Source organism: Chlorobiota bacterium, assembly GCA_016710285.1.
Classification (GTDB): domain Bacteria; phylum Bacteroidota; class Ignavibacteria; order OLB7; family OLB7; genus OLB7.
Genome location: JADJXR010000001.1, coordinates 1,152,520 through 1,173,927, shown reverse-complemented (window position 1 = coordinate 1,173,927; position 21,408 = coordinate 1,152,520). Strand labels below are relative to the sequence as shown.

The following is a 21,408-nucleotide window of genomic DNA, read 5'->3' as shown; positions in this document are numbered from 1 at the left end:
ACAAAAGTCGGGGCCCCTACCCGGCGTTCCAAAATTACTGGGTGGGGGTGATACCGAACACGGCCAGGCGTACCAGACCGCCACCGCAGCAAGCCCCCTCCCCGCCTCCCCCAATTCTGGGGGAGGGGCTGGCGGAAGTGGCGTGGATTTCGGAGAGAAAGGAATTTTTCTAGAACCCATTTCCCCCCAGCATTGGGGGGACGCTTCGCCGCTTGCGGCGAAGCAGGGGGGCGCAAGGCAGGGTCAGGCCGAAGCCGCCTGTCGCCACCTCACCCTTTCACAATCTCTGTTCGCAGCTTCATCGTTTCCCGTTCCGGCTCGGCATCGAATTCCCGTTTCAGGAGTTTGGCGCATTTGTCGAACTGCTTCAGCGCGGCGGAGCGGTTGCCGCTGTCGTTGTGAAGCCGCATCAGCAGGCGGTGCATCGCTTCGTCGTAGGGGTCGCGGGAAAGCTGGACCGTGGCGGCTTCGATTGCCGGGGTGTACAGCCCGTTCCGCAAGGCCAGCTTCCCCATTGCCAGCACCGCATCGCGAACCCGTGCCCGAAGCAGTTCGCGTGCGGGGTCGGCCCAGTCTTCGTAGCAGTCCGGAGCGAAGTCGCCACGGCGGGCAATCGTTAGCGCGTCGCGGTAGCTGTTGAACGCCGCACTGCTTGCCCCTGCGCGTTCCTGCTGCCGCCCGGAGCTTACCAGCTTCAACAACTCGATTGCATCCACCCAAACGTATCCGGGGACTTCGGGATTGGTGTTCAACCCCAGGCTGTTGGACCCAGCGGGAAGGATGCTGTCGGCAGAGCAGCAAGCGGCACGGGCGGCGCTGGCAGCGTTGTACAAAGCCTTCTTCTGCTGCTCGGGTGTTTTGGCTTTTGGGGCGATTCTTCCGGCAAGCTCTTCGCGGGTAAGCGTCTGCCCCATGATCTGGGCCGCCACCAACGTTGCCAGCAGCGTGCGCGCGGTTTCGCGGTCGAACGCGCTGTCGGACAGCTCCATGTAGGAGTGGGGCTGCATCAGCCGCAAGGGTCCCATCACCAATATCCGCGCTGTGTTCACCGGCCCGCTGGTTGCCGAGCGGCTGTTCTGCAGCACCGCCTGCGCCGCAGAAACCGCCCCGTTTCCGGCCCGCTGAATCTGCTCGGCAAGGTCGGCATCGGTGGCCTCGTTCGCCAAGAAATCTTTCACCCGCTCAATCCGCTCGGGGACACCACGTTCGGCAAGCCCTTGCATCAATCCACGAACATCATCCATTAGCTCGCGGCGTGCTGCCGTCTCCATCCTGTTTGCAGCATTGTTTGCGGCGGCGCGGCGCAGCGCAAGGGCAATCCGCGATATCTGGATTTCCACATCGTACTGGTAGTTGTAGATGCGCCGGCAATGCTCCTCGGCTTGGTGTATCGCCTCGGTGGCGGCCTCGAATTTCCCTTCGGCGGCCTCGATGGTGGCCAGCAGCATTTCGCCAACAAACATCACCGGCGGCGCGGCAACGTGGCTAAGCTCGTTGTTCCGCTGGCGGTAGGCCTGTGCGGCTTCGGCGGCGGCTGGTGTGGCGTGGTTCGCCCTTTGGTTCGATTCCGTTGCTGGCAATGGCGATTCGCGCCAGGCCAGGGAGGCTTGCTGCAAACCGCATTGCTCCCGCCAGCGAAGGTAGAACCGGTAAAGCGTAAGCAGGCGGATGGTGTCGGGGTAGCGTGCTGCGGTTCCGTCCGTTTCCGATTCGGCAATCGTTTGGTCAATAAGCTCGGTTGCGGCCCGGCTTCGCCCGGCCATCATCAGGGCGCGAACAAGCAGCCCCATCAGCATTGCATGAAGGAACAGGATGTCCCACCACATCCCTTCGCCAAGCCCGCGGTGGCGGCGGTACTCCGCATTTGCCGATTGCAGCCCCTGGGTTGCGCGTTCGGTGTCGCCGTCGTCGAAGGCAAACAACGCGTTCAGGATATTCCGCGCCATAAAGTCCCGCACGCTTAGCGGCGTTGCCGAGCCGTGCCAAATGGAGTAGAGTTTGCGGGCAAGGAAAAAATCGCCAAACGCGTGGGCCGAGCGCACCGCGTTGAACAGCGCGATGAACGGCGGCGGGGTGTTCTGCAGCTGGATGCTGCTCAGCAACTCGTTGCAGTAGTGGCGCAAGGTTTCGCCGTCGCGAAGGCGCGCCGCTCGCATCGGAATCTCACCCAACATCTCATACTTGCCGGGCGTTCCAATCTTGGCCATAAGGTGGTACATCCGCCGCGCAACTTGCAAGGCATGGTGCGGCTGGTCTATCGGTATCGTGTTCCATTCAACTTTGGCGATCAGCAGCTCGACCCCTTGCCGCTCCCGTTCGTCGGCGATTCTATCCAGCACGGCGGTTGCTTCGGCAAGCAGCGGGGTCGGGTTGAAAGTTCGGTCGGCAAAGAGATGTGTTCCGGCAAGCATGGCGCAGGCTTCGGCAAGGAGCGGCGCGCACTCGGGGAGCGTGGTTGCCAGCGCGTGCATCTGCGTGGCGCACTCCATCGCCTGTCCATGATGCCCAGTAAACAGCAGCAGCGATGCCATCCGCGAAAGGGTGGTGGCATACTCAAACTCCGTTAACCCTTCTTTCTCCTGGAGCATGGCGGTAAACACGCGATGCCGGGCGGCGGTGTCGCCATCAAATTCATGGAGCAATTTTGGGCCGATCAGCGGATCCAACACACGGCGGCGAAGCTCCGGCTGGTTGCGGGGGACTTGGCGAATCACCGCGCAGACAAGCCGTGGCGCGCCAATCCAACGGTGCATCCGCTGCGCCTCGGCTTCGGGAATCACCACTGCGCGGATAATCTGCTCAAGTTCCTGTGCGGTAAGCTCCTGCTCCACTTCTTCCCCCATCTCCTGCCGCAAAAACATCACCTTTCCCGAAGGAAGAAGCGGCAGCCGGATTGCCCCAGCTTCTTGCAACTCAGCAAGCAAAGTTTGGATGGATTGCTCCCCATCATCTTCGCCACCACCGCCAACCGCGCCAAGCCATTGCCGAAGCTCGGCAACCGAGGCAACCCCGCCAGCGCAGTGAAGCAATGCCAGCAATATCCGTTGCGAACTTGAGAGGGTTCGCGGCTGGTTCGCCGCCGTCGCAAGCCCGTTGCTGGTTGCGGAGAAAAGGAGTGAAGGATCATCGGCATGAAGTTGCCATTGGCCTTGTTCTTCCTGGGTGATGGTTCCGTTGGCCGCAAGCCGCCGCAGCTGGTCAATCGCCCGCCCGGGAAGCCCTTCGGTTGCGCGCCACAATGGCTCCCCAAGCCGCGTGGCAAGGCGGGGACCACACAGTTGGGAGAGCAATGCCGAAATCTCATGGTGTTCCCACGGCGGGAGCACTATCCGGTCCAGCAGCATCCGTTCGATTCGGGTTTGGTGGAGGATTGAGGGTTCTGGGTAATCGGTGCATCGGGCGGCAATCATCAGCAATGGCGCATCGTCCAGCGCGGCATGAAGCCCCAGCAACGCTTGCTGGTCCGGCTCCGGCATCCACTGGGCATCCTCGATGATCACCACCACAGGCCGAAGCCTCGCCACCTGGGCCAACAGCGAAGCAAGATGGATTGCAATCGTGGCCGCATCGGCGGAACCGCTTGTGGCTGCGTCATCATCGTTCCCAATGCGTTCGGAGGTTGCGGGGAGTTTTGCGAGGAGCGTGGCGTGTGCGGGATCGGAAAAAAGGGAGACCAGGCGGCGGGTTGGGAAGTGATCGGCCAGCAGGTGGTCCAACGAGTCGAACAGCTGGGCCAATGGATAGCGCTGAAGCGTTTGGCCGTAGGTTGCCCGCAGCGGGTAGGTACGTTCCTGCTGCTGAAGCTGCCGCGCGAACTCATCAAGGAACCGGCTTGCGCCAACCCCTTTCACCCCTTCTATCAGCACCAACCGGCGTTCCCCGTCGTTCTCGGTTTCTAGCCGGGCGCATAGCTCGGCAAGGCGTTGCAGCAATTGGTGGCGGCCAACAAAAGGGATCGAAGGCAAAGCAGCGTAAGGCATACTGAGGGAAAAGAAACAGTGGTTGGGAACATCCGGCGTAAGCAATCAACGCAGCATTCAAGCAGGCATCGGAAAACTACTGGATTGCGGGGTGATGGACAACGATTGGCGGGGAGTTTTTTTGCCAACCCGAACCAGCAAAGAAAAAAGGCACGGAGCTTTGGTGCTTCCGTGCCTTTGCTGTTTTTCTGGCTTGGCGTTCCGGTTATTTCCCGTCCAGCTTCTTGGCGATGTCCATTGCGATGGCCGTTACCTTTTGGGTTTGGTCCTCGGTCTGGTTATCGGCCCGCACGTTGATGATGTAGCGGTAGCGGGTCCCCATGGTCACGGTTGCCTCCTTGGTGTCCTTGCGGAAAGTTTCGGCGGCGTAGGTGTAGGGGTAGTCCGTTTTGTAGGTTCGCATTCTTTGGGTGTTGTCCTCACTCTGCGACTGGATGGTAAACGCCAGCCCTGCCACGCCATATCCGGCACCGGTCCCGCCGTAGTCGGAAAGGATCACGTGGATTCGGGCGGGGTTGTTGGTGTCGCCACTGGTGCTGGCCCAATTCTGTTCGGCCATGGACATTGAGAACGCCCCCATGCTTTGCTGGCTTCCGGAAGGTTCCCCTTCCAGTTTGTAGCCGTCAATCGCGGTCGGAAGGAACTTCTGAAGCTCCGCGTAAGGCATTGCCACGGTGTCCCCTTTGGCGGCCCGTTCGGCCATAAATTTCTCCATCTCGTTCTGGCTCTGCTCAAGATTTTCGGCAATCTTTGGCATCTCCTGAACGGTCTTCATCGCCTCCGAAATCTCCTTGGCTTTCTCGCCACAGCCGGCGATCATCGCCCCGGCCAGCAGTAGTGTTCCAACGTACTTCATTGAGTTGTTCTCCTTCAATCTGTTTGGTTCGTGTGTCTGGTTTGCTGAAAAATTTCGGCAATTGGTCGGCAAATATAGCATGGTGTGGATGCGCAGCATTTGGGTGGGCTGATTATTCTTCGGCAATGGGTTCTTCCTTCGCCCGTTTTTGCTTCCCTTCAATCACCAACACAAACTCCCCTTTGATGGATCCCCGCCCGGCGTACTCCTGATAAAGCTGCTGCAATGTCCCTCGGTTGATCTCCTCAAACATCTTGGTAAGCTCGCGGCAGACCGCAGCGCGGCGGTGGTTGCCGCAATGCTCGGCAAGTTCGCGAAGAGTTTTCACCACGCGGTAGGGGGATTCGTACAGGATCGTTGTGCTTTCGGATTCCGCAAGCCGGCGGAGCATGGTCTGCCGCCCTTTTTTGTGGGGGAGGAATCCTTCAAACAAAATCGAATCGGTTGGAAGCCCTGCGGCCACCGCGGCGGTGATTGCCGCCGAAGGCCCGGGCAATGGCACAACCGTGATGCCAGCATCAATCGCTGCGGAGATCAGCCGCACACCGGGGTCGCTGATGCCTGGGGTTCCTGCATCGCTCACCAGCGCAACGTCCTGGCCCACCCGAAGCATCTCAATCAGGGAAGGGATTCGCCCTTGCTCGTTTCCGCTGTAGCAGCTGACCAGTCGTTTCCCTTCAATACCGTAGTGCTTCAGCAGCATTCCGGTCACGCGGGTATCCTCGCAGGCAACAATTGGGGCTTCACGCAGGATCCGCAATGCCCGCAGCGTGATGTCTTCAAGATTCCCGATGGGGGTTGGTATGATGTAGAGAGTAGGCAAGGCGTTCGGATGTTCGTTGGTCCGTTGTTCGCATCCAGGATTGTTCGGAACCCTGTGAATACAAGGCCAAGCTACCAAACCACGCAACGGTGGCCAAGCAGGCACGCACCGGCGGCCATTGCACTGCGGGATGGAAACAGGGCCGTGCCGGGCCGTAACCTTCCGGGGTGGTTTGCGTGCAAGGCCAATCCATGTTGCTTGATAATCAAGGATCAAATTCCCCTATCTTTGCGGGCTATGTCACAAGAATTATCGTTTACCGCGCCGAACGAACAGCCGCAGCCACGCCGCAAGCGCCGCTGGTTGCGCGTGCTGTTGCTTGTGGTGCTTGGCATTGCTGTTTGGCAAGCCGCCTCCTGGGTTACGCCGATTCCTTCGCCGGTGGTGTCGGCAACGGTTGTCACCGATAACCTGTACGATGCTGTGTACAGCGATGGGATCATCGCCCGTGCCGACTCCCTTCCTGCCGAATTGAACATCCTGCTGGTTGGCCTTGACAACCGCGTGGCCAGCACCGACAACCATGCCGACGCTATCCACCTTGTCACGGTCCACACAAAGGAGCCGGTGGATGTCACCATCCAATCAATCCCACGCGGAACCCCGGTTAGCGGCTACGGCATCCCCGATGATCTGTCGTTCATGGCCAACGTCCGTGCGCTTCGGGGGCGCAACAGCCTGATGAAAGCCGTGGCCCGGCTGGCAAAAAAACGGAAGATTGATTACTACGTCGAGGTCTCCTTCAGCCAGGTGATGGGGGTGTTGGAGTTGCTGGGCTACAAGGACCCCGCCACCGCGCTGCAGTTTCTGCGCCACCGCAAAAGCTACGCGCTTGGTGACGTGCAGCGTTCCTACAACCAGGGGAAATTTTTGATGACCCAAGCAATCCGCCGTGCCGATATGTTGACCGGTGCCAAAGGGGATGTTCTGCTGCGGATGGGGCTGGGAATGGTGGATACCGATCTTGATCTGGAAACCGTGCAAGCGATTGTCTATCTGCTGAAAGAACGGGGAGCGTTGAACGAGGAACGCATGACCGTTAAGCTGCTTCCGCCGGCAAACTCTAGCGCGCTGGTGGATACCGACATCCCCGATCCCGACCAGATGAACAGCGCGGTGAACTCCCTGATCCGCAAGTTAGGAAGCCACGTTGACGACCTGGGCCGATACGACCCCTATCCAAAAATTGAAAGCGTGGTTGCCCGCGCCGAAGCGCAACGCCAGCCCCGCGCCGCCTTGTCGGTTATCAAGCCGGTGTACGAGCAGAAGGCATGGCTGCAAATCCAGGAACGCCCACGCCGCCAGGAAATCCGCGACCGCGTGGAGCGCATCCTGATGAACGCCTACAACGCCACCAAGCAGCCGCAAAAAGCGATTGAGGTTCACCGCTACATGAGCGATGAACGGAAAGCCTTCAGCGATGTGGAAGGGGAGCGGCGGAGCTTCAGCTACGGCCGCCGATACATCAAAAACAAGCCTGCCGAATCCGTGGCCGATACCGAAGCCTTGAAACGTGCGCAGCAGGATGAGATAGGCCAGAAACAAACACCAGTGGAGCCGCAGGACCCGCACACCCCCCAGGCACAGCCAAGCCAACAACGCTCCGCCACGGCAACGGAGCCGCAGCAGCCCAGCGTGCAGGATATTGACCCCAACGCAACCCAGCCGCCAAAGAACGTCGCGCCCGAAAAACCAGCGGAGCAACCGGCGGAACCACAGGTGAGAAACGTGCAGGAAGGGAGCCAAAATCCATAGCTGGTTTTCCGGCGAACCTTCGCGCAAAAACAATGGGCAAGAAGCAGTGATGTTGCTTCTTGCCCATTCTGTTTTTGATCTGTTGTTGAATCGGGCTGCCCGCTGCTGGCGTTATCCGTTGGCTTCTTGGTCCAGAATCTCGATGGCGCGGTGATACAACGCTTCGGCTTCCTCCATGGAGTTGGCAACGGCGGTGAAGCCCATGCGCCCGCACTCGGCAAGGGAGGTCATCATGTGGCACACGATTCCGGTTTGGCGTGATTGGTCGAAATGGAGGCCCCGCCGCACGATGATGTCGAACAGGTCATCGGGGGTGAACACGCGGTACTTCTCCGACTCGATATGATCGCTTGCCACAAAGAATTTTTTCCGCCCGCTTGGCGCGGTGAACTCTGCGGTCATCGGGTCGTAGGTCCCGTCGGTAAGGAATTGGAGGGTTAGGAACGGGTGGGTTGTTCCCCCTTTCCGCAGGTTCAGCTCAATCGCGTATGGCTGCCATGCTTCCCCTTCGGAGCGGACCACAACAAAGTCAATGGCAAACCGCCCCAGCACCCCTTCGCGTTGCAATCGCTCCCCAACTTTCATCGCTTCTTGGCTTATCAGCAAGGCATATTCTGGGTTGGCGGGGAACTTGCAGCCCAGGTAGCTTTGGCCCTCCGGCCCCCCCAGCAATTGGTCGTGGGTGGAAAGCAGTTCCACCTTCCCAAGCGGTGTCACCCGCATCTGGACGCTGGGGCTGCGGAACTGCTGGCCAACGATTCGTTCCTCAACAATCCCTCCTTGCGCCTGGAACCCGCTGATGTACCTGGCATACTGCACGGCGGGGGAATCGAACTGCATGGAGTGGAGCCGTTCGGCAATGGCGGCAAGCTCGGCATCGCTTCCGGCGGGGGGAAGCTGGCGAAGGTCCACCAGCGCGTTGCCGAACCCGCTTACTCCATCGTTCTGTTTCACAATCACTTGTTCCAGCCGCGGCTTCTTTGCACGCATCCGGGCAATGGCGGCGATAAGGTCATCAATGCTCCACAAATCCTCCTCGCCGATTGGATGGGCAACGCCTTCTTCCTCAAAGATTTTCCGGCAGCCGCTTTTGGTACCAAGCGGGAAGAACTTGGGGTCCGCCCCGTACATCGGGATTCCCAGCTGCAAGGCCAGTTCCTTCTCGTCGTCGGTGGTGCTAAACGGGACAAGGTGGGCGCGCTCGCTGTCGGGGATCAACTCTTTAATCTGGGCCAGCAACCGTGGGCGCGCCAGCAACTTTTTGGTGAGCGGAGTGGTGGAAGCATCAAGCGGGGAAACAAGGAACAACCGGCGGCGTGCGTGGCTTGCGATAACGCCAGGAAGCAGGCTTACATAATAATCAATGACCGATGGATGAATCGCCTGCGAGGTGGCGTAGATCACCCGCGCGCGCGGCTGCCGCAGCAGAAACAGCAGGAACAGAAAACGCTCCTCGTACGCCTGAAGCTCGCTCCCTTTCAGCGGCAGGTCCACGGCGAACGATGGGATAATCACAATGGTTTGCTCATCGTGATTCAGGCTTTGAATGGACTTCCAAAGGGGAATCAGTTTTTGCTGAAGCGCGTCGAACGCTTCGTTGCTTTCCTGCCGGGCGATGCTGGGTTCCTGAAGCTCTGTGGACATATTCTTGTGAGGCTGTTTTCTGTGAAGGTCGGATGGGCTGTGCCGGATTGCCAATGGCTGCAATCGCTGCGCGGCTTCTGCAAGTTTGGCGGGGAAATTATCGAACGGCCAACGGGCTGCAAAAGAAAGGCTATCATTGTTGCGTTCTGATAACTCACACCGTAATCCTTCAACACGCTATGCAAGAACAATTCAACCCTGAAAATGCCAGTTCTGGAAGCACCAATCGTAGGAGCTCTGGTCTGGAAAAAGTCAATCTTGCCGATGCTGTTGAATCTGTTGGCAGCTACTGGTCGCCGATGATTGTTGGGGAGCTGAACGGGCAGCTGGTGAAAGTTGCCAAGCTGCACGGGGAGTTCTTGTGGCATCATCACGAGCAGGAGGATGAGCTGTTCCTTGTCCTGAAAGGAACCTTGCTGATGCGGCTTCGCGACCGTGAGGTCCGGATTGAAGCTGGCGAGTTTTTCATCGTCCCACGCGGCGTGGAGCATCTGCCGATTGCCGAGCAGGAGGTCCATCTGCTGCTGTTCGAGCCAGCCAGCACGCTGAACACGGGGAACGTCCGCAACGAGCGGACGCTGCAGGAACTGCGCCGGTTGGAGTAAGGGGCAGCTACTTCCGCTGGTAGAGCCGGGTCATGGCGGATTGATAGACGATGCGGTAGCTGTTTTCCAGAAGCGAGTCCACCCCGGGCAGCGAGCGAAGCATCTGAAGTGAGGTGCTGTCGTTTCCGGTGATGTGGGGCATTGCGTCGTTTTGGGCCAGCACAAAGCGGGGGCGATTGGTGAGCAGGTAGGAAGTGGCCTCGGCACGCCACTGCTGCGGGGTGTAGGGGGCAATCAGGAAGCAGGTGTGATAGAACTTTGTTTCTGGCAGATCCTTGGCGTAGAAGTGCGCCATTGCGCCGGCTCCCGATGCCGCAAACAAGTGGTCGCCATCGGTTCGGTGTTGTTGGATATACTCCCCAATCGCCCGGTATTCGGCATAGCGATAGCTGATGGAATCTGCTTGGATGAATTGGTCGAACGCCGCTTCCCCGTTGGTTGCAAAAATGTAGTTGCCGTGGTTGTGATACAGGTATCGGGTAATCGGGCTAAAGACCAGCAGCAGAGCGGCGATGACCCCAGCAATCCCCCAATCCACTGCGGTGCGGCGCGCTGCGGATAATCGCCGGAGTACTATCGCGCCGCCCCATCCGGCAAGGATCATTCCCGGGGCAAATAATCGGCAGAAATGCCAGCTTAGATACTTCGCTTCTACGATTATCGTTGCCAGCAGGGCAAGAAAAATCAAGGTGGAATAGCGAAGCAGCCGCAAAGAGTTTTGGTCGGGTTGCGGAATAGCGGAAGGCATGGCCGGGCGGCGAGCGATCACCGCTGCAATGCCGGCAAACGTCAGCAGTGAGAAGAGAATGGAGTAGGTGTTGCTGAAGTACCAGGGAATTTCGCGAATGCCGCTTTGTACAAGCTGGAGTGGGTGCGCCCACTGGATTGAGGCATACCCTTTCACGAACGCCTGCATTGCCAAGTAATCGCTGAAATTGCCCGCAAGCAGAAGATAGGCCACAAGTGCTACCCCGCCAGCAGCAACCCCGGCAGCGGTTAGGGCTATCCACTGCAATCGCGCTTTCCATCCCCCTTCAGCCTCCGATAGATACGCCACTACTGCCACGCCGGCAACCGCTATGAAACTTGTTTTCAGCAGAAATAGACAGCCAATCAGCAATCCGATAGCAAGGGTGTTGCGTGGGGTTCGGGGTTTCAGCAGTAGCCAAAGAATTCCGATATGGAGCGGGTTGGCAAAGCACTCCACTTGCGCCATGTAGATGAACAGCTGGCTGAAATAGAGCAACGCGTACATCAACCCGCTAAGCAACGCCCACCGATCGGATTGGGTAGTGCGGCGAATCATCGTCACCAACAGGGCAACCGTTCCGATTTGAACCAGAAAATCAAGCAGCCGGATAGCCCAGCCATGCTCCCCAAACAGCGCGATGGCAGCGGCGTAGATGTAGTAAATCCCCGGCGGCTTCAGGTCCAAGAAATCGCGGTAGGGGATTTGGCCATGCAGAATCTTCAGGCCGCTGATATAGAACAACGCGCCATCCATATCCATCGGTGCCATCAGTGATGGAAGTGCCAGCAGCACCATTGCACACCAACCAGCAAGCCAAACCCAACGGGGAAGCCGGGATTCCTCCGAACCAAAGAGTGCTGGAAAGAGAGAAGGTGTACGATTGGACGGCATGCGCATGTCAGTAGAATCAGGACGGATATTCCTACGCAGCAAGTTGGCAGAAGCAAGGGAAAATACAGCAGGCTGGCGGCGTAGCAAGCCTTCATCGGAAGCCCGTCACGGAATCTTTCAAGCCGCTGTTCTTGCCCGCAAAGCTGCTGGAAGGTCGCAAGCAGAAACCATAAGTAGAAGAATCACCAGCCAGAACCAGGCATCACAAAAAACGCAGCCCTTCCAGCAATTGCCGGAAGGGCTGCCCCCCTCTGTACCCAATATGTTTATGATTAGCGGACCACGGTCATCGAGCGGGTGCGGCGTGCCGTGCCTGCTGTCAGCGTGGTGATATAACTTCCCGGTGCCAGCACTCGCGTGTCGAAGTAGATGCTGGATTGCCCAGCCGGGACATTTTGCGCGAACACTTCCCGGCCATCCAACGAGTGGATCGTCAGCCGCGCAGCCGCGCCGGCTGGGACCCCTGTGATTGGGAAGGTTGTTCCGTTGCTTGCGGGGTTCGGGTAGTTCTGGCCAAGCGTCATGCCTGCGGCGGCTTCGTTGGCGTAATCCACTCCGGTTGGGCTGCTGGCTTTGAAGATTGGCAACTGGTCGAAGTGGCGCGGAAGCGGCCCGGGCTGAATCATTTCCTCCGGCGCGGCATACCACTGGCCCAACACCGATGCGTAGATCTGCCGGAAGTCGAACTGCATCTTGATATTCCCCGGTCCTTCAAGGTCTGTCAGGTTTGGCGCGGTGCCGAACAGTCCGCCGTTGACGTTCGTCCCAATCACGAACAGCGGTGCTGCCGATCCGTGGTCGGTTCCGCCACCGTTCGATGCCACGCGCCGCCCGAACTCGCTGACGGTCATCGTGCAGACGCGCTTGTCCAGCCCAAACGCCTCAATATCCCGCTGGAACGCCTTCACTGCATCGGCAAAAATTTTGTGGAGATTGGCTTGGGCTTCAAGCTGGTTGGAGTGCGTGTCGTATCCCCCAATGTTGACGATGTACATCTGGGTTTTCAGCCCCGCCGCGATTAACCGTGCGATTGATGCCAGCGCGGTGCCAAGCACGTTCCCTGTTGGATAGGTCACTTTGTTGGTAAGCTGGCGCATGGCCGCGCTAAGGATTGCGTTCGAGAAGACGTTGGATTGCCGCGCAATCTCCCGCACGTAGGCTTCTTCTTCCCCCGCGTGGGTTCCCCGCACGGGGTCGCTATCGGGCTGGCCTGGGATGTAGGAAAGGTCGGCGACGGCAACCCCCATGTTGTTGTTCTCCCCAATCAGCGTGGTGCTTAGGTAGGTCCCCAGCTCAATCGCAAACGGGTCCGATGGCAGCACGTCGGGGTAATCGGGATAGACCTTTTCCAAGTACTTGCCATACCATCCGGCGTTGTCATAAACGTTCCAATCGCTTCCGCTTAACCAAATATCGGTGCTGCGGAAGTGGGAAAGATTTTGGTTGGGATAACCAACGCTTTGCACAATGGCGAACTTCTTTTCGGTGTACAGTTCGGCCAACGGTCCCAGGCTTGGGTGCAAGCCAAGTGCTGCGCTGTCGGGAAGTTTCACCACATCTTTTTCGGGGATTCCCAAGCTGTCGCCTGCGCGGGCGTTGTAGTAAGTGCTGTCGGTGTAAGGGACGATGGTGTTCAGGCCGTCGTTGCCGCCGGCAAGGCGGATCATCACCATCACGTTATCGTTGGTTGCGCCCAAAAGCCCCATGAAATGGGAGTTGGCGGGGGGCTTGGCAAAAGCCCGAACGCGGGGGAAGCCCATTGCTATCGGGAGCACGATGCCCGTTGCCCCAAGCCGCTGTATAAACGTTCTGCGTTTCATAATTCCTCTTCTGATTTCGGTTGTGTTGATGGTTGATTGGATACGTCTGGCATCGCGCTCAGTAGAGTTGATACTTCGCTAATTGGACCGCGGCCTTGATGAATTTTCTGATGCGGACATCAGGCTTCTGGGTCGGGTCGTCAATCTTCCATTCGTAATCCTTCCCCCCGTCAAGGATCGTGTCGAACAACATCTGGCGTTCTTGGTCCGATGGCTCGGTGTTCAGAAGGAACCGCGCCATTTCGTTGCTTAGGGCCGTAAGGTCGTTCGGGTCGCTGAACTGCTTGGCAAAGGGAATGGGGTCGAAACCGTAGATCGGGGTTTGGCGATTTTTCAGAACGCCATCGGCAACGTCAATGCTGAATTTTTGGCGGATTGGAAGCGTGCTGGTGCTTACCCAGGTGCGCCCGCCGGGCCAGCCTTTCACGTTTGGCGGATCGAACAGCACCATCCCCTGTGTGTTCATCCGGTTGCGCAGGTCCTGGGTGGCGCGCCCGGTTTGCCCGTTGAAGTCCGGCACATCCTTCAAGGAAAGCTGGCGGATTGCGCCGATCATGTAATCAACCGGGCTTTTCTCCAACGCGCCGATGTTCGTGTCATCAAAGAAATGCGCGCTTCGCAGAAGCTGCTCAATCACCGGTTTGATCTCCCAATTATTCGACCGGAACGTCTCCGCCATTGCTGTGATTATCGTGCGGTCGGGGATGTCGTACACGAACCAGCGGTAGAATTTCTCGCACATGAATTTTGCCACTTGATCCGCCCGCTGCTCAAAGATGATATCAACGATATCATCCGCCTTCCATGCTCCGGTTTTCCCCAAAAAGGTCTTGTTTCCGCTGTCCCACCGCTGCGTCAGGAACAGGCTGTTCAGCCCCGCATACAACGTTCCTTTTGTGCTGGGGCTAAATCCCCATCCGCTTAACGCACGCGCGGCTTCGCTAACGTCTTCTTGGGTGTAGTTCGGGTTCCCATCCCAATCGGTTACCCCCATGGTGTAAAGTTCCTGAAGCTCGCGGGCGTAGTTCTCGTTGATATTGCTCCGTTGTCCTTGCTTGTAGTTCTTGATTCCATCAAGGTAGATAAGCATGGCAACGTCTTTGGTGACATCCTTGACGAACTGCTTGAAGTTGCCAAACATCATGCTGCGGAACAGTTGGTTCTGGGTGTGCATGAATTCGGCGATGTTCACCGCCTGCATCTCGCTGGTGAAATGGTTATGCCAGAAGATCACCATTCGCTCTTGGATGGAGGTGGGGGAAGTGGCAATGGTGTTCATCCACCATTTCAGCAACATTTCACGATGCTGAAAGACGGTATCCTGGAAGGCTTGGGCTTGGCTTGCATCGGCGGGGCGGATTTGCGGATCCTGCCCAACCCAATCTTGGATAAACGTTGGCGCAGGGGTAAACGGGGTGAACAGTTTCTGCATGGTGGCCTCAAATCCATCGGTCACGGCCTGGCGGATTTCGGTTTCGGTGGGACCAACCACGCAGCGGCGCAACAGGTGCGCGGCCTCTTTGTAGGTGAATGGCCCGCTGTATGGCTCAAGCCCAGCGGTTGTGCGGCGTAGGAATGCTGGGGGATTTTGCGCCCCGCCATTCCGTTGGTTTGTCTGCGTCCCCTGCTGGGGGGTGGCGCGGCGTGGTGTTCCAAAGGTTAGGAAGTTTCGGCGATCCATCGGTTATCCCTCCAAAAGGAATGTATTGGTTGAGAAGTTCGGTTTGCTTGCTTGTCAAAAAAATGGGGGAGGCAGGGGGCTTGGAGTCGCTTCCGCACGTTCGGTTCCCACGATTGTGATAGAAAGTGAGAGGGGAAAATCCAACTGCGGATGGTGGGGCTTTTGGGGTGAGTCACGAACGCGAACGAACGTAACGTGGGTTTGGGAAGAAGGATTGAGTATCACCATAAAGGCACCAAGCGCAGAAAGGGAAAAAAGAAGGGAGAAGACCCCCCCTCTCTTTTGATTTTGCCCCCTCTGTGCGCTTGGTGCCTTTGTCGTTTAATCGTGCTGGAAAAGGGGTTATTCCCCCACCACCACTCTCCGGATCAACTGCACGCCGTTGGCTGTTATCCAGCAATGGTAGGTCCCCGCTGCCAGGCCGCTGCAATCAAAGGCGATGTTGTGGTTGCCGGCGGGGTAGGTCCCTTCGGCAACTGTGCGGACTTGGTGGCCAAGAAGATCGAACAGCGTGGCCCGCAGATTTGCGGCGCGGGGCAACACCAACTCCAAGCTGGCGGTGCCGGAAACCGGGTTCGGCATCACCGCGCTGGCGGTTATTCCGTTGGTGGCATCGGTGGCGGTTGGGACGGCGGTTGGTTGCACGGGCTGGGCGGATTCTTTCAGGTTGATGGTTTGCCCCACGCCGTTGATCCCGAACGCGCTAACGTTCTTCCCCGTGTCGGCCTGTGCCGAAAGGACCAGGCCTTGATATGGCATAATCGGCGCGGCCATCTGCTTCCACGATGCCCCAAAATCGCTGGTCTCGAAAATGCCCGCTTGGGTGGCCACAAACGCCCGCGTGGTCCCGGGAACAAACGTCACCGACTGCGGCAACGCTCCGTTAAACGGCAGCGTTGTTGGGTCCCACGTTTTTCCGCCATTGCGCGAGACGGCGATCATCGGCGCGCCGGTTCCATCGCTCCCCTGGTTGAATGTTGCCAAGCCATCGTTCCCGTTGGCGAACGCTACGCCAAAGGAGTTCACCGTTGGTGTGGTGCCAAAATCCCACGTTGCGCCGCGGTCCGTTGAAAAGTAGATGCGGCTGTTGTTGGTGCCAAACCAAATGGTGTCGCCAACAACGGCGTAGGCGTTGTTCCAAGCAACCTCTGTTGAGCGTGCAACCGATAGTGGCGTTGCGATTGCGGTCCACGTTACGCCGCCGTCAGCTGTGGTTCCAATCCCCCATTTGCCGTTCAGGGGATCGCCAAGCACAATCCCGTTTTGGTTATCGAAGAAGTGGATGCCGTTCACGAAGTTGGTGATGCTGGCCACGCTTGCTCGGGTCCATGCGGTCCCGCCGTTCACCGTGCGGTAAACAGCGGCTTGCCCCGATGTTGGCCCCGTTCCCCCCCAAGCAAGTTGTCCGCTCCGCCCGGTAATCACGTAGAGAGGCTCTTGCGAAGAAGTCACGCGGATAAGATTGCTCCACGTGTTTCCATTCAGTGTGCGGGTGATGTACGGAACGTTGCTGACGTTCCCCGAAGCCCACGCCACTTGGTTGCTGACGGCCTTGATGCTGCTTCCTTCAAACTCCGCGGTGGGCGGGTCGAATTTCTTCTTCCACCCGGGAGTGCTGACCGGGATTTCCACCTTCGCGTATGCCTCGTACGCGCCGTCGCTCATCAGCAAAACCAGCTCGATGTTCCCTTCGGAATAGAGCACCTGCGCGTTTGGCGAGAAGCTGACGGTGATCTCCTGATCGGTCTCCTCCATTGTTCCAAGTTTTGGGATGGTGATGGCACCATTGGTGGTCAGAACCTGGCCGTCAATGCTGGCGATTTTTAGGTTGCGTGTGGGGGCAAGAAGGTTCTTCAGCCGAAGCCGCACCGTGGCGGTTTGGTCCCGCCCTTTCAGGGTGTCGGTGGTTTTCCCGTTGATGGTGTAGCCGGTTAGCTCAACGCCCGGCATGGTGGTCAGCGCGCTTCCCGTAAAATCTTTGTTCAGATTCACCGCACGATACGCGTTCACCCGCTTATGGAAATAAGGTGCGTAGGCTCCGTTCGGGACTTTCAGGTTATCGGCGGTGGCACGGATCTGCATGGCCACTTGGTCCGGGGTCCAGTCCGGGTGCATGGCCCACACCAGCGCGGCAACCCCAGCGGTGATTGGTGAGGAGAAGGAGGTCCCGCTAACGCCGTTGCTAACATAGCCCCCACCAAGCTGAGTCGTCAGGATATTCACTCCTGGAGCATAGACCTTCACCGAAATGCCGTAATGGCTGAAGCCAGCGGCCGAATCTTGCGCGGTGCTTGCCCCCACCGAAAGAACGTGGTTCAAGTTGGCGGGGAAGTGGGGCGTTTGGTCGTTGTTGATGCTGAAGTTTCCGCTTGCGGCCACCACCAACGCACCTTTGGCGTAGGCGTAATCCACCACCGCTTGGTAGGCTTGCACCCCGCTTGGATCGGCCGCCGCGCCGAAGCTGCAGTTGATCACTTTTGCACGCATATCGGCAGCGTAGCGGATGCCATCCAACGCCGCAAGCACCTGGCCGGTGGCGTAGCTGTCGTCGGTGGCTTTTACCGGAAGGATTTTTGAGCGGAACCCGGTGCCGGCTATCCCGCGAGCATTGTCGGTTGCTGCCGAAGCACAGCCGGAGGTCCAAGTCCCGTGGTAGCCCTGGTAGTTTTGCGACGATGAGACCACCGGGGCCGGGTTGTTATCCGGCTTCACCGTGCCGCTTTGAAGCTCGGAGAGCGTTGGTCCACCCACCAAATCCCACCCGTGAATATCGTCCACGTAGCCGTTGTTGTCGTCGTCAACGCCGTTGCTGCTGCGGTCGCGCCCCTGCGGGTCCTTCCCCGATTCGCCGGGGTTTTGGAAGATGTTCGCCAGCAAGTCAGGATGCTCCCATTCCACCCCGGAATCAATGATGGCGATTGCCACGCTGGAATCCCCTTGCGTTACGTCCCACGCCTGCGCGGCTTGGATAATATTGAGCGCGTACTGCTGCGCACGCTGCGGGTCGTTTGGGGCGTAGAGTAATGGGAAGGTAAGGTATGGCTCGGCAAACTCCACCAATCCGGTGGCGGCAATCTGCTCGGCTGCCAATTGCGGGTCGGTTCCGTTCTGGTAGCGAATCACATAAATCCGGTTGAAACCGCCGGCAGCAATCGGGTCCTGGGCGATTGTGGATTTGAACAGCCCACCGCTTGGCCACGGCGCAAGCGGAAACAACGGGCGGCGTTCGGCAATGCCCAGCTGGGTAATCACCCGGTCAAGTTCAGGAATGCCAAATTGAAGATTGGCGCGGCGGTTTGGCAGCGTCTCCTTCAGCTTCAGCACAACGGTGCCGGGAAGGAATCCGGCTTGCCCGGGCTTCATCCCCCTGCGGCTGCCGTCGCGGGCGTGGGTGGCAAATGGCATCAGCAAAACAAGCAATGCAGCCCAGAAAAATCTGGCAGGAATAAGCAAACGATGGTGCATGATCGCGGGAAAATCTGTGCGGTTACGGGAAGATGGATAGCCCAGCACCGTTTGCGCGCGCGTGCACGCCCGGCACCAAGCCCAGATTGATGAGAGACAAAACCGGAAACAAGGGCCACGGTTACACAGCCACCCGTTGTTGGTTTGGCAGCAAAGTAGCAAAATTGAAGAAAGGGGAAAGGGTACGGAAGCATCAGGCACGCATCGGTTGGCCATATCTTAGGATCCGGGCAGCGGGCATTGCATGCCCCGTCGGTATCCCCGCAAGGGAAAGGGAACATCCTTGCCGATGATCCCAGTTCTATCTCAACAGAAAAACCACGGAAAGCTGCGCCGTGGGGTAGGTGCGGCAACGATGGCGCAAATGGGCATAATCATTCACAACACCGATGACTGCTGAACGCTGGGAAACAGTGCAACAGATGTTCTCCGAGATACTGGAACAAACCGAGGGAAACCCCGGCGCAGTTTCGGAGAGAAATCAACTGCTGGACCAGCTCTGCAACGGCGACGCGGAGTTGCGGGCCGAGGTGGAGTCGCTGCTGGGTTCGTACAACGCGGAGTACCTTGAGCAGCCGGCCGGGACCATCGCCCAAGTGGCTCAAATTATTGACCAGCAGATGATGGAGGGCCAAGAGATTGGCGCGTATCGTGTGATCCGCCAGTTAGGGGATGGGGGGATGGGATCCGTCTATCTTGCTGAACGGAAGGACCACCAGTTCAGCAAGCGTGTGGCGGTAAAAGTGGTGAAGCGGGGGATGGACAGCGAAGAGGTTGTCCGCCGATTCCGAAGCGAGCAGCATATTCTGGCATCGCTGAACCATGCAAACATTGCCCAGCTGTTCGATGCCGGAATCGCGCCCGATGGCCGGCCATATTTTGTGATGGAGTTTGTGGAGAATGCCGCGCCGATTGATCGCCACTGCGACCAGCAGCGGCTTACTATCGGCCAACGGTTGGAGCTGTTCTGCACGGTTTGCTCCGCGGTTCAATACGCCCACCAGAATCTTGTTGTGCATCGTGATCTAAAAGCGGCCAACATCTTGGTGGGGGCCGGCAGCGGGATAAAGCTGTTAGACTTCGGCATCGCAAAACTGCTGAACGAGCGGGACCGGAACACATGGCTTGTGCAAACCCGATTCGAGGCCAGAGTGCTGACCCTCGACAACGCGGCCCCGGAACAGATTCGGGGGGAAGCAATCACCACGGCAACCGATATCTACGCGCTGGGGGTGCTGTTGTACCAACTGCTTTGCGGGCACCGCCCGTACCAGATTGGAAGCCGCACCACGGCTGAGATTGAGCAGATCATCTGCCACCACATTCCCGACACCCCCAGCAGCATGGTTGCCCGCAGCGTGGAATCTCCGCTGGCCACAGAAACCGATCGTCCGCTAACCCCCGCCGGCGTGGCCGACGCACGCTCAACACGCCCCGAGCGGTTGATGCACGAGCTTCGTGGCGACTTGGACACCATTGTGTTGAAGGCAATGCAGAAGGAGCCATCGCGACGCTACACAACGGTCAATCAATTTGCCGAGGATATCCAGCGGTGGCTGCGCGGAATGCCGATCCTTGCACAGCCGGACAGCATCGGGTATCGCATTAGAAAATTTTTGGGGAGGCATCAAATGGGCGTTACGATTGCGGGGGGGGCGTTTGTGTCGCTTGCGGCGTTCAGCGTTGCAACCGCCAAGCAGTCGCGAAGGATACAACGCCAGGCTCAGGAGATTACGCGCCAGCGCGACAAGGCCGAACAAGTGGCCACCTTCCTGAAGGATGTGTTCCAGGTGTCCGACCCCGCGATTAACCACGGCGCAACGGTTACGGCCCAGGAGCTGTTGGAGAAAGGGGCCGAGCGGATTGAGGCGGAGCTGGGAAATCAACCGCAGGTGCTTGCCGACTTGCAGTTTGTGATTGCCGAAGTCTTCATGAATTTAGGGCTGTTCGACCGCGCCCAGGCCATGGCCGAACGAAGCCTTGCGCTGCGCCGCACGTTGTTCTTGCCGCCCCATATTTTGCTTGCCGAGTCGCTGTTCCTTCTTGCCGGCATCATGCGATTTAACGAACGCTACGAGGACTCGCAGCAGCTCTATCAGGAGTCGCTAGCAATGCAGCAAAAACTGTTCGGCAAGCAGCACACCGCTGTGGCCGCAACGCTGAACGAAATGGGCATTACTGCCGGGTATCAAGGCCATGTTGAGCAGGCCCGCACGCTGCTTGAGGAGTCGCTGGCCATGCGGCGGTTGCTGCATGGGGAAGAGCATCCCAATATCGCCCGCACGCTGAACAACTTGGGATTGCTTCTAAAACGAAACGGCCAGCCGGAAGCGGCCGAAAAACTCTATCAACAAGCGCTGCAACTGCAACGCAAACTTTTTGGCAACGATCATCCCGACGTGGCCCGCACGTTGAACAACCTTGCGGCAACCTTGCGTGCGTTGGGGAAAGTGGAGGAATCTGAACTGTGCGACAGGGAGGCGTTGGCCATTCGGCAGCGCATCTACAAGGATCACCCCGAGACGGCGCAAAGCCTGAATAACCTGGCAAGTGCGCTTCTGCGCAAAGGGAAGCTGGCCGAAGCGGAAGTGTTATTCCGCCAGGCTGCGGAGCTTTGGCAGATGTTGTATCGGGATAACCATCCGCAAGTGGCGCGTGGCTTAAGCAATCTTGCCCACGTGCAACGCCTGCAGGGGAATGACCAAGAAGCGGAAGAACTACTTGAAAAAGCCGTGGAGATTTTGGAGAACCACCACGGCGCGAACCACCCAGAAACGGCTAGAGTTGTTGCTGCAATTGCCGCGCTCCGCTACGATGCCGGGGATTACCGCAAGGCAACCACGCTCTACCGCCATGCCCATGCAGCGTATGCGTTGGAATATGGCCAACATCACGAACGCACTGCGGTAATTGCGCATAAATTAGCGGAAGCATTGCTGCAAATCGGTGAAGTTGGGGCGGCCACGCAACTGCTTGAGGAAAGCTATCAGGTTCTGCAACGCATCAATCATCAATCGGCGGGGAGCATTGGGCAGTTGCTGGCATCAATCAAAGGATAGGAACGCCCGCCCAGCATCAATGAAAAAAGAGACGCTCACGAATCCATTCAACATGTTCGTTCAACATCGGTTGCCACA

The 21,408-nt window shown here is 58.3% G+C and carries 11 protein-coding genes; 3 read left to right on the top strand and 8 right to left on the bottom strand.

The window, feature by feature from the left end; genetic code table 11:
- Positions 1 to 269 precede the first annotated feature (269 nt).
- From IPM61_04155 to rsmI, 3 genes are all read right to left on the bottom strand, one after another.
- Positions 270 to 3,980 carry an AAA family ATPase gene (locus tag IPM61_04155; GenBank protein ID MBK8910502.1) on the bottom strand — a complete coding sequence of 1,237 codons (3,711 nt, stop codon included), beginning with the start codon at positions 3,978 to 3,980 and terminating at the stop codon, positions 270 to 272.
- 205 nt (positions 3,981 to 4,185) lie between these two features.
- Positions 4,186 to 4,836 carry a hypothetical protein gene (locus IPM61_04150; protein ID MBK8910501.1) on the bottom strand — a complete coding sequence of 217 codons (651 nt, stop codon included), beginning with the start codon at positions 4,834 to 4,836 and terminating at the stop codon, positions 4,186 to 4,188.
- A 112-nt stretch (positions 4,837 to 4,948) separates the two neighbouring features.
- Positions 4,949 to 5,659, bottom strand: coding sequence for a 16S rRNA (cytidine(1402)-2'-O)-methyltransferase (rsmI, locus tag IPM61_04145; protein MBK8910500.1), 711 nt, complete (start codon positions 5,657 to 5,659; stop codon positions 4,949 to 4,951).
- 237 nt (positions 5,660 to 5,896) lie between these two features.
- Here rsmI and IPM61_04140 point away from each other — a divergent pair, with 237 nt between their 5' ends.
- Complete coding sequence (locus IPM61_04140; GenBank protein MBK8910499.1) at positions 5,897 to 7,414, top strand: hypothetical protein; 1,518 nt, start codon at positions 5,897 to 5,899, stop codon at positions 7,412 to 7,414.
- Positions 7,415 to 7,525: 111 nt separating this feature from the next.
- Here the strand turns inward: IPM61_04140 and IPM61_04135 are convergent, their stop codons facing one another.
- Positions 7,526 to 9,058 carry a hypothetical protein gene (locus tag IPM61_04135; protein MBK8910498.1) on the bottom strand — a complete coding sequence of 511 codons (1,533 nt, stop codon included), beginning with the start codon at positions 9,056 to 9,058 and terminating at the stop codon, positions 7,526 to 7,528.
- 179 nt (positions 9,059 to 9,237) lie between these two features.
- Here IPM61_04135 and IPM61_04130 point away from each other — a divergent pair, with 179 nt between their 5' ends.
- Positions 9,238 to 9,663 (top strand): cupin domain-containing protein, encoded by a 426-nt coding sequence (locus IPM61_04130; GenBank protein MBK8910497.1) that lies wholly within the window; start codon positions 9,238 to 9,240, stop codon positions 9,661 to 9,663.
- Positions 9,664 to 9,670: 7 nt separating this feature from the next.
- On the opposite strand, the gene IPM61_04125 is transcribed toward IPM61_04130, so the two are convergent.
- The 4 genes from IPM61_04125 to IPM61_04110 form a co-directional block, all read right to left on the bottom strand.
- Entirely contained in the window at positions 9,671 to 11,209 is a 1,539-nt protein-coding gene (locus IPM61_04125; GenBank protein ID MBK8910496.1) for a glycosyltransferase family 39 protein, read from the bottom strand.
- Positions 11,210 to 11,577: 368 nt separating this feature from the next.
- Entirely contained in the window at positions 11,578 to 13,125 is a 1,548-nt protein-coding gene (locus IPM61_04120; GenBank protein ID MBK8910495.1) for a DUF1501 domain-containing protein, read from the bottom strand.
- A 58-nt stretch (positions 13,126 to 13,183) separates the two neighbouring features.
- Positions 13,184 to 14,806, bottom strand: a complete 1,623-nt coding sequence (locus IPM61_04115) for a DUF1800 domain-containing protein (protein MBK8910494.1) — start codon at positions 14,804 to 14,806, stop codon at positions 13,184 to 13,186.
- 342 nt (positions 14,807 to 15,148) lie between these two features.
- Positions 15,149 to 18,211: a S8 family serine peptidase gene (locus tag IPM61_04110; protein MBK8910493.1), complete on the bottom strand. Its 3,063-nt coding sequence runs from the start codon at positions 18,209 to 18,211 to the stop codon at positions 15,149 to 15,151.
- 449 nt (positions 18,212 to 18,660) lie between these two features.
- On the opposite strand from IPM61_04110, the gene IPM61_04105 reads away from it, so the two are divergent.
- The gene (locus IPM61_04105) at positions 18,661 to 21,330 is read left to right on the top strand and encodes a serine/threonine protein kinase (protein MBK8910492.1); all 2,670 of its coding nucleotides are present in this window, start codon (positions 18,661 to 18,663) and stop codon (positions 21,328 to 21,330) included.
- Positions 21,331 to 21,408 lie beyond the last annotated feature (78 nt).

Bases quoted from the DNA above. Each gene is read 5' to 3' on its own strand.
- IPM61_04150 (MBK8910501.1), bottom strand. From the start codon at position 4,836: ATGAAGTACGTTGGAACACTACTGCTGGCCGGGGCGATGATCGCCGGC.
- IPM61_04135 (MBK8910498.1), bottom strand. From the start codon at position 9,058: ATGTCCACAGAGCTTCAGGAACCCAGCATCGCCCGGCAGGAAAGCAAC.
- IPM61_04130 (MBK8910497.1), top strand. From the start codon at position 9,238: ATGCAAGAACAATTCAACCCTGAAAATGCCAGTTCTGGAAGCACCAAT.
- IPM61_04115 (MBK8910494.1), bottom strand. From the start codon at position 14,806: ATGGATCGCCGAAACTTCCTAACCTTTGGAACACCACGCCGCGCCACC.
- IPM61_04120 (MBK8910495.1), bottom strand. From the start codon at position 13,125: ATGAAACGCAGAACGTTTATACAGCGGCTTGGGGCAACGGGCATCGTG.
- IPM61_04140 (MBK8910499.1), top strand. From the start codon at position 5,897: ATGTCACAAGAATTATCGTTTACCGCGCCGAACGAACAGCCGCAGCCA.
- IPM61_04110 (MBK8910493.1), bottom strand. From the start codon at position 18,211: ATGCCATTTGCCACCCACGCCCGCGACGGCAGCCGCAGGGGGATGAAG.
- IPM61_04125 (MBK8910496.1), bottom strand. From the start codon at position 11,209: ATGGTGCTGCTGGCACTTCCATCACTGATGGCACCGATGGATATGGAT.
- IPM61_04155 (MBK8910502.1), bottom strand. From the start codon at position 3,980: ATGCCTTACGCTGCTTTGCCTTCGATCCCTTTTGTTGGCCGCCACCAA.
- IPM61_04105 (MBK8910492.1), top strand. From the start codon at position 18,661: ATGACTGCTGAACGCTGGGAAACAGTGCAACAGATGTTCTCCGAGATA.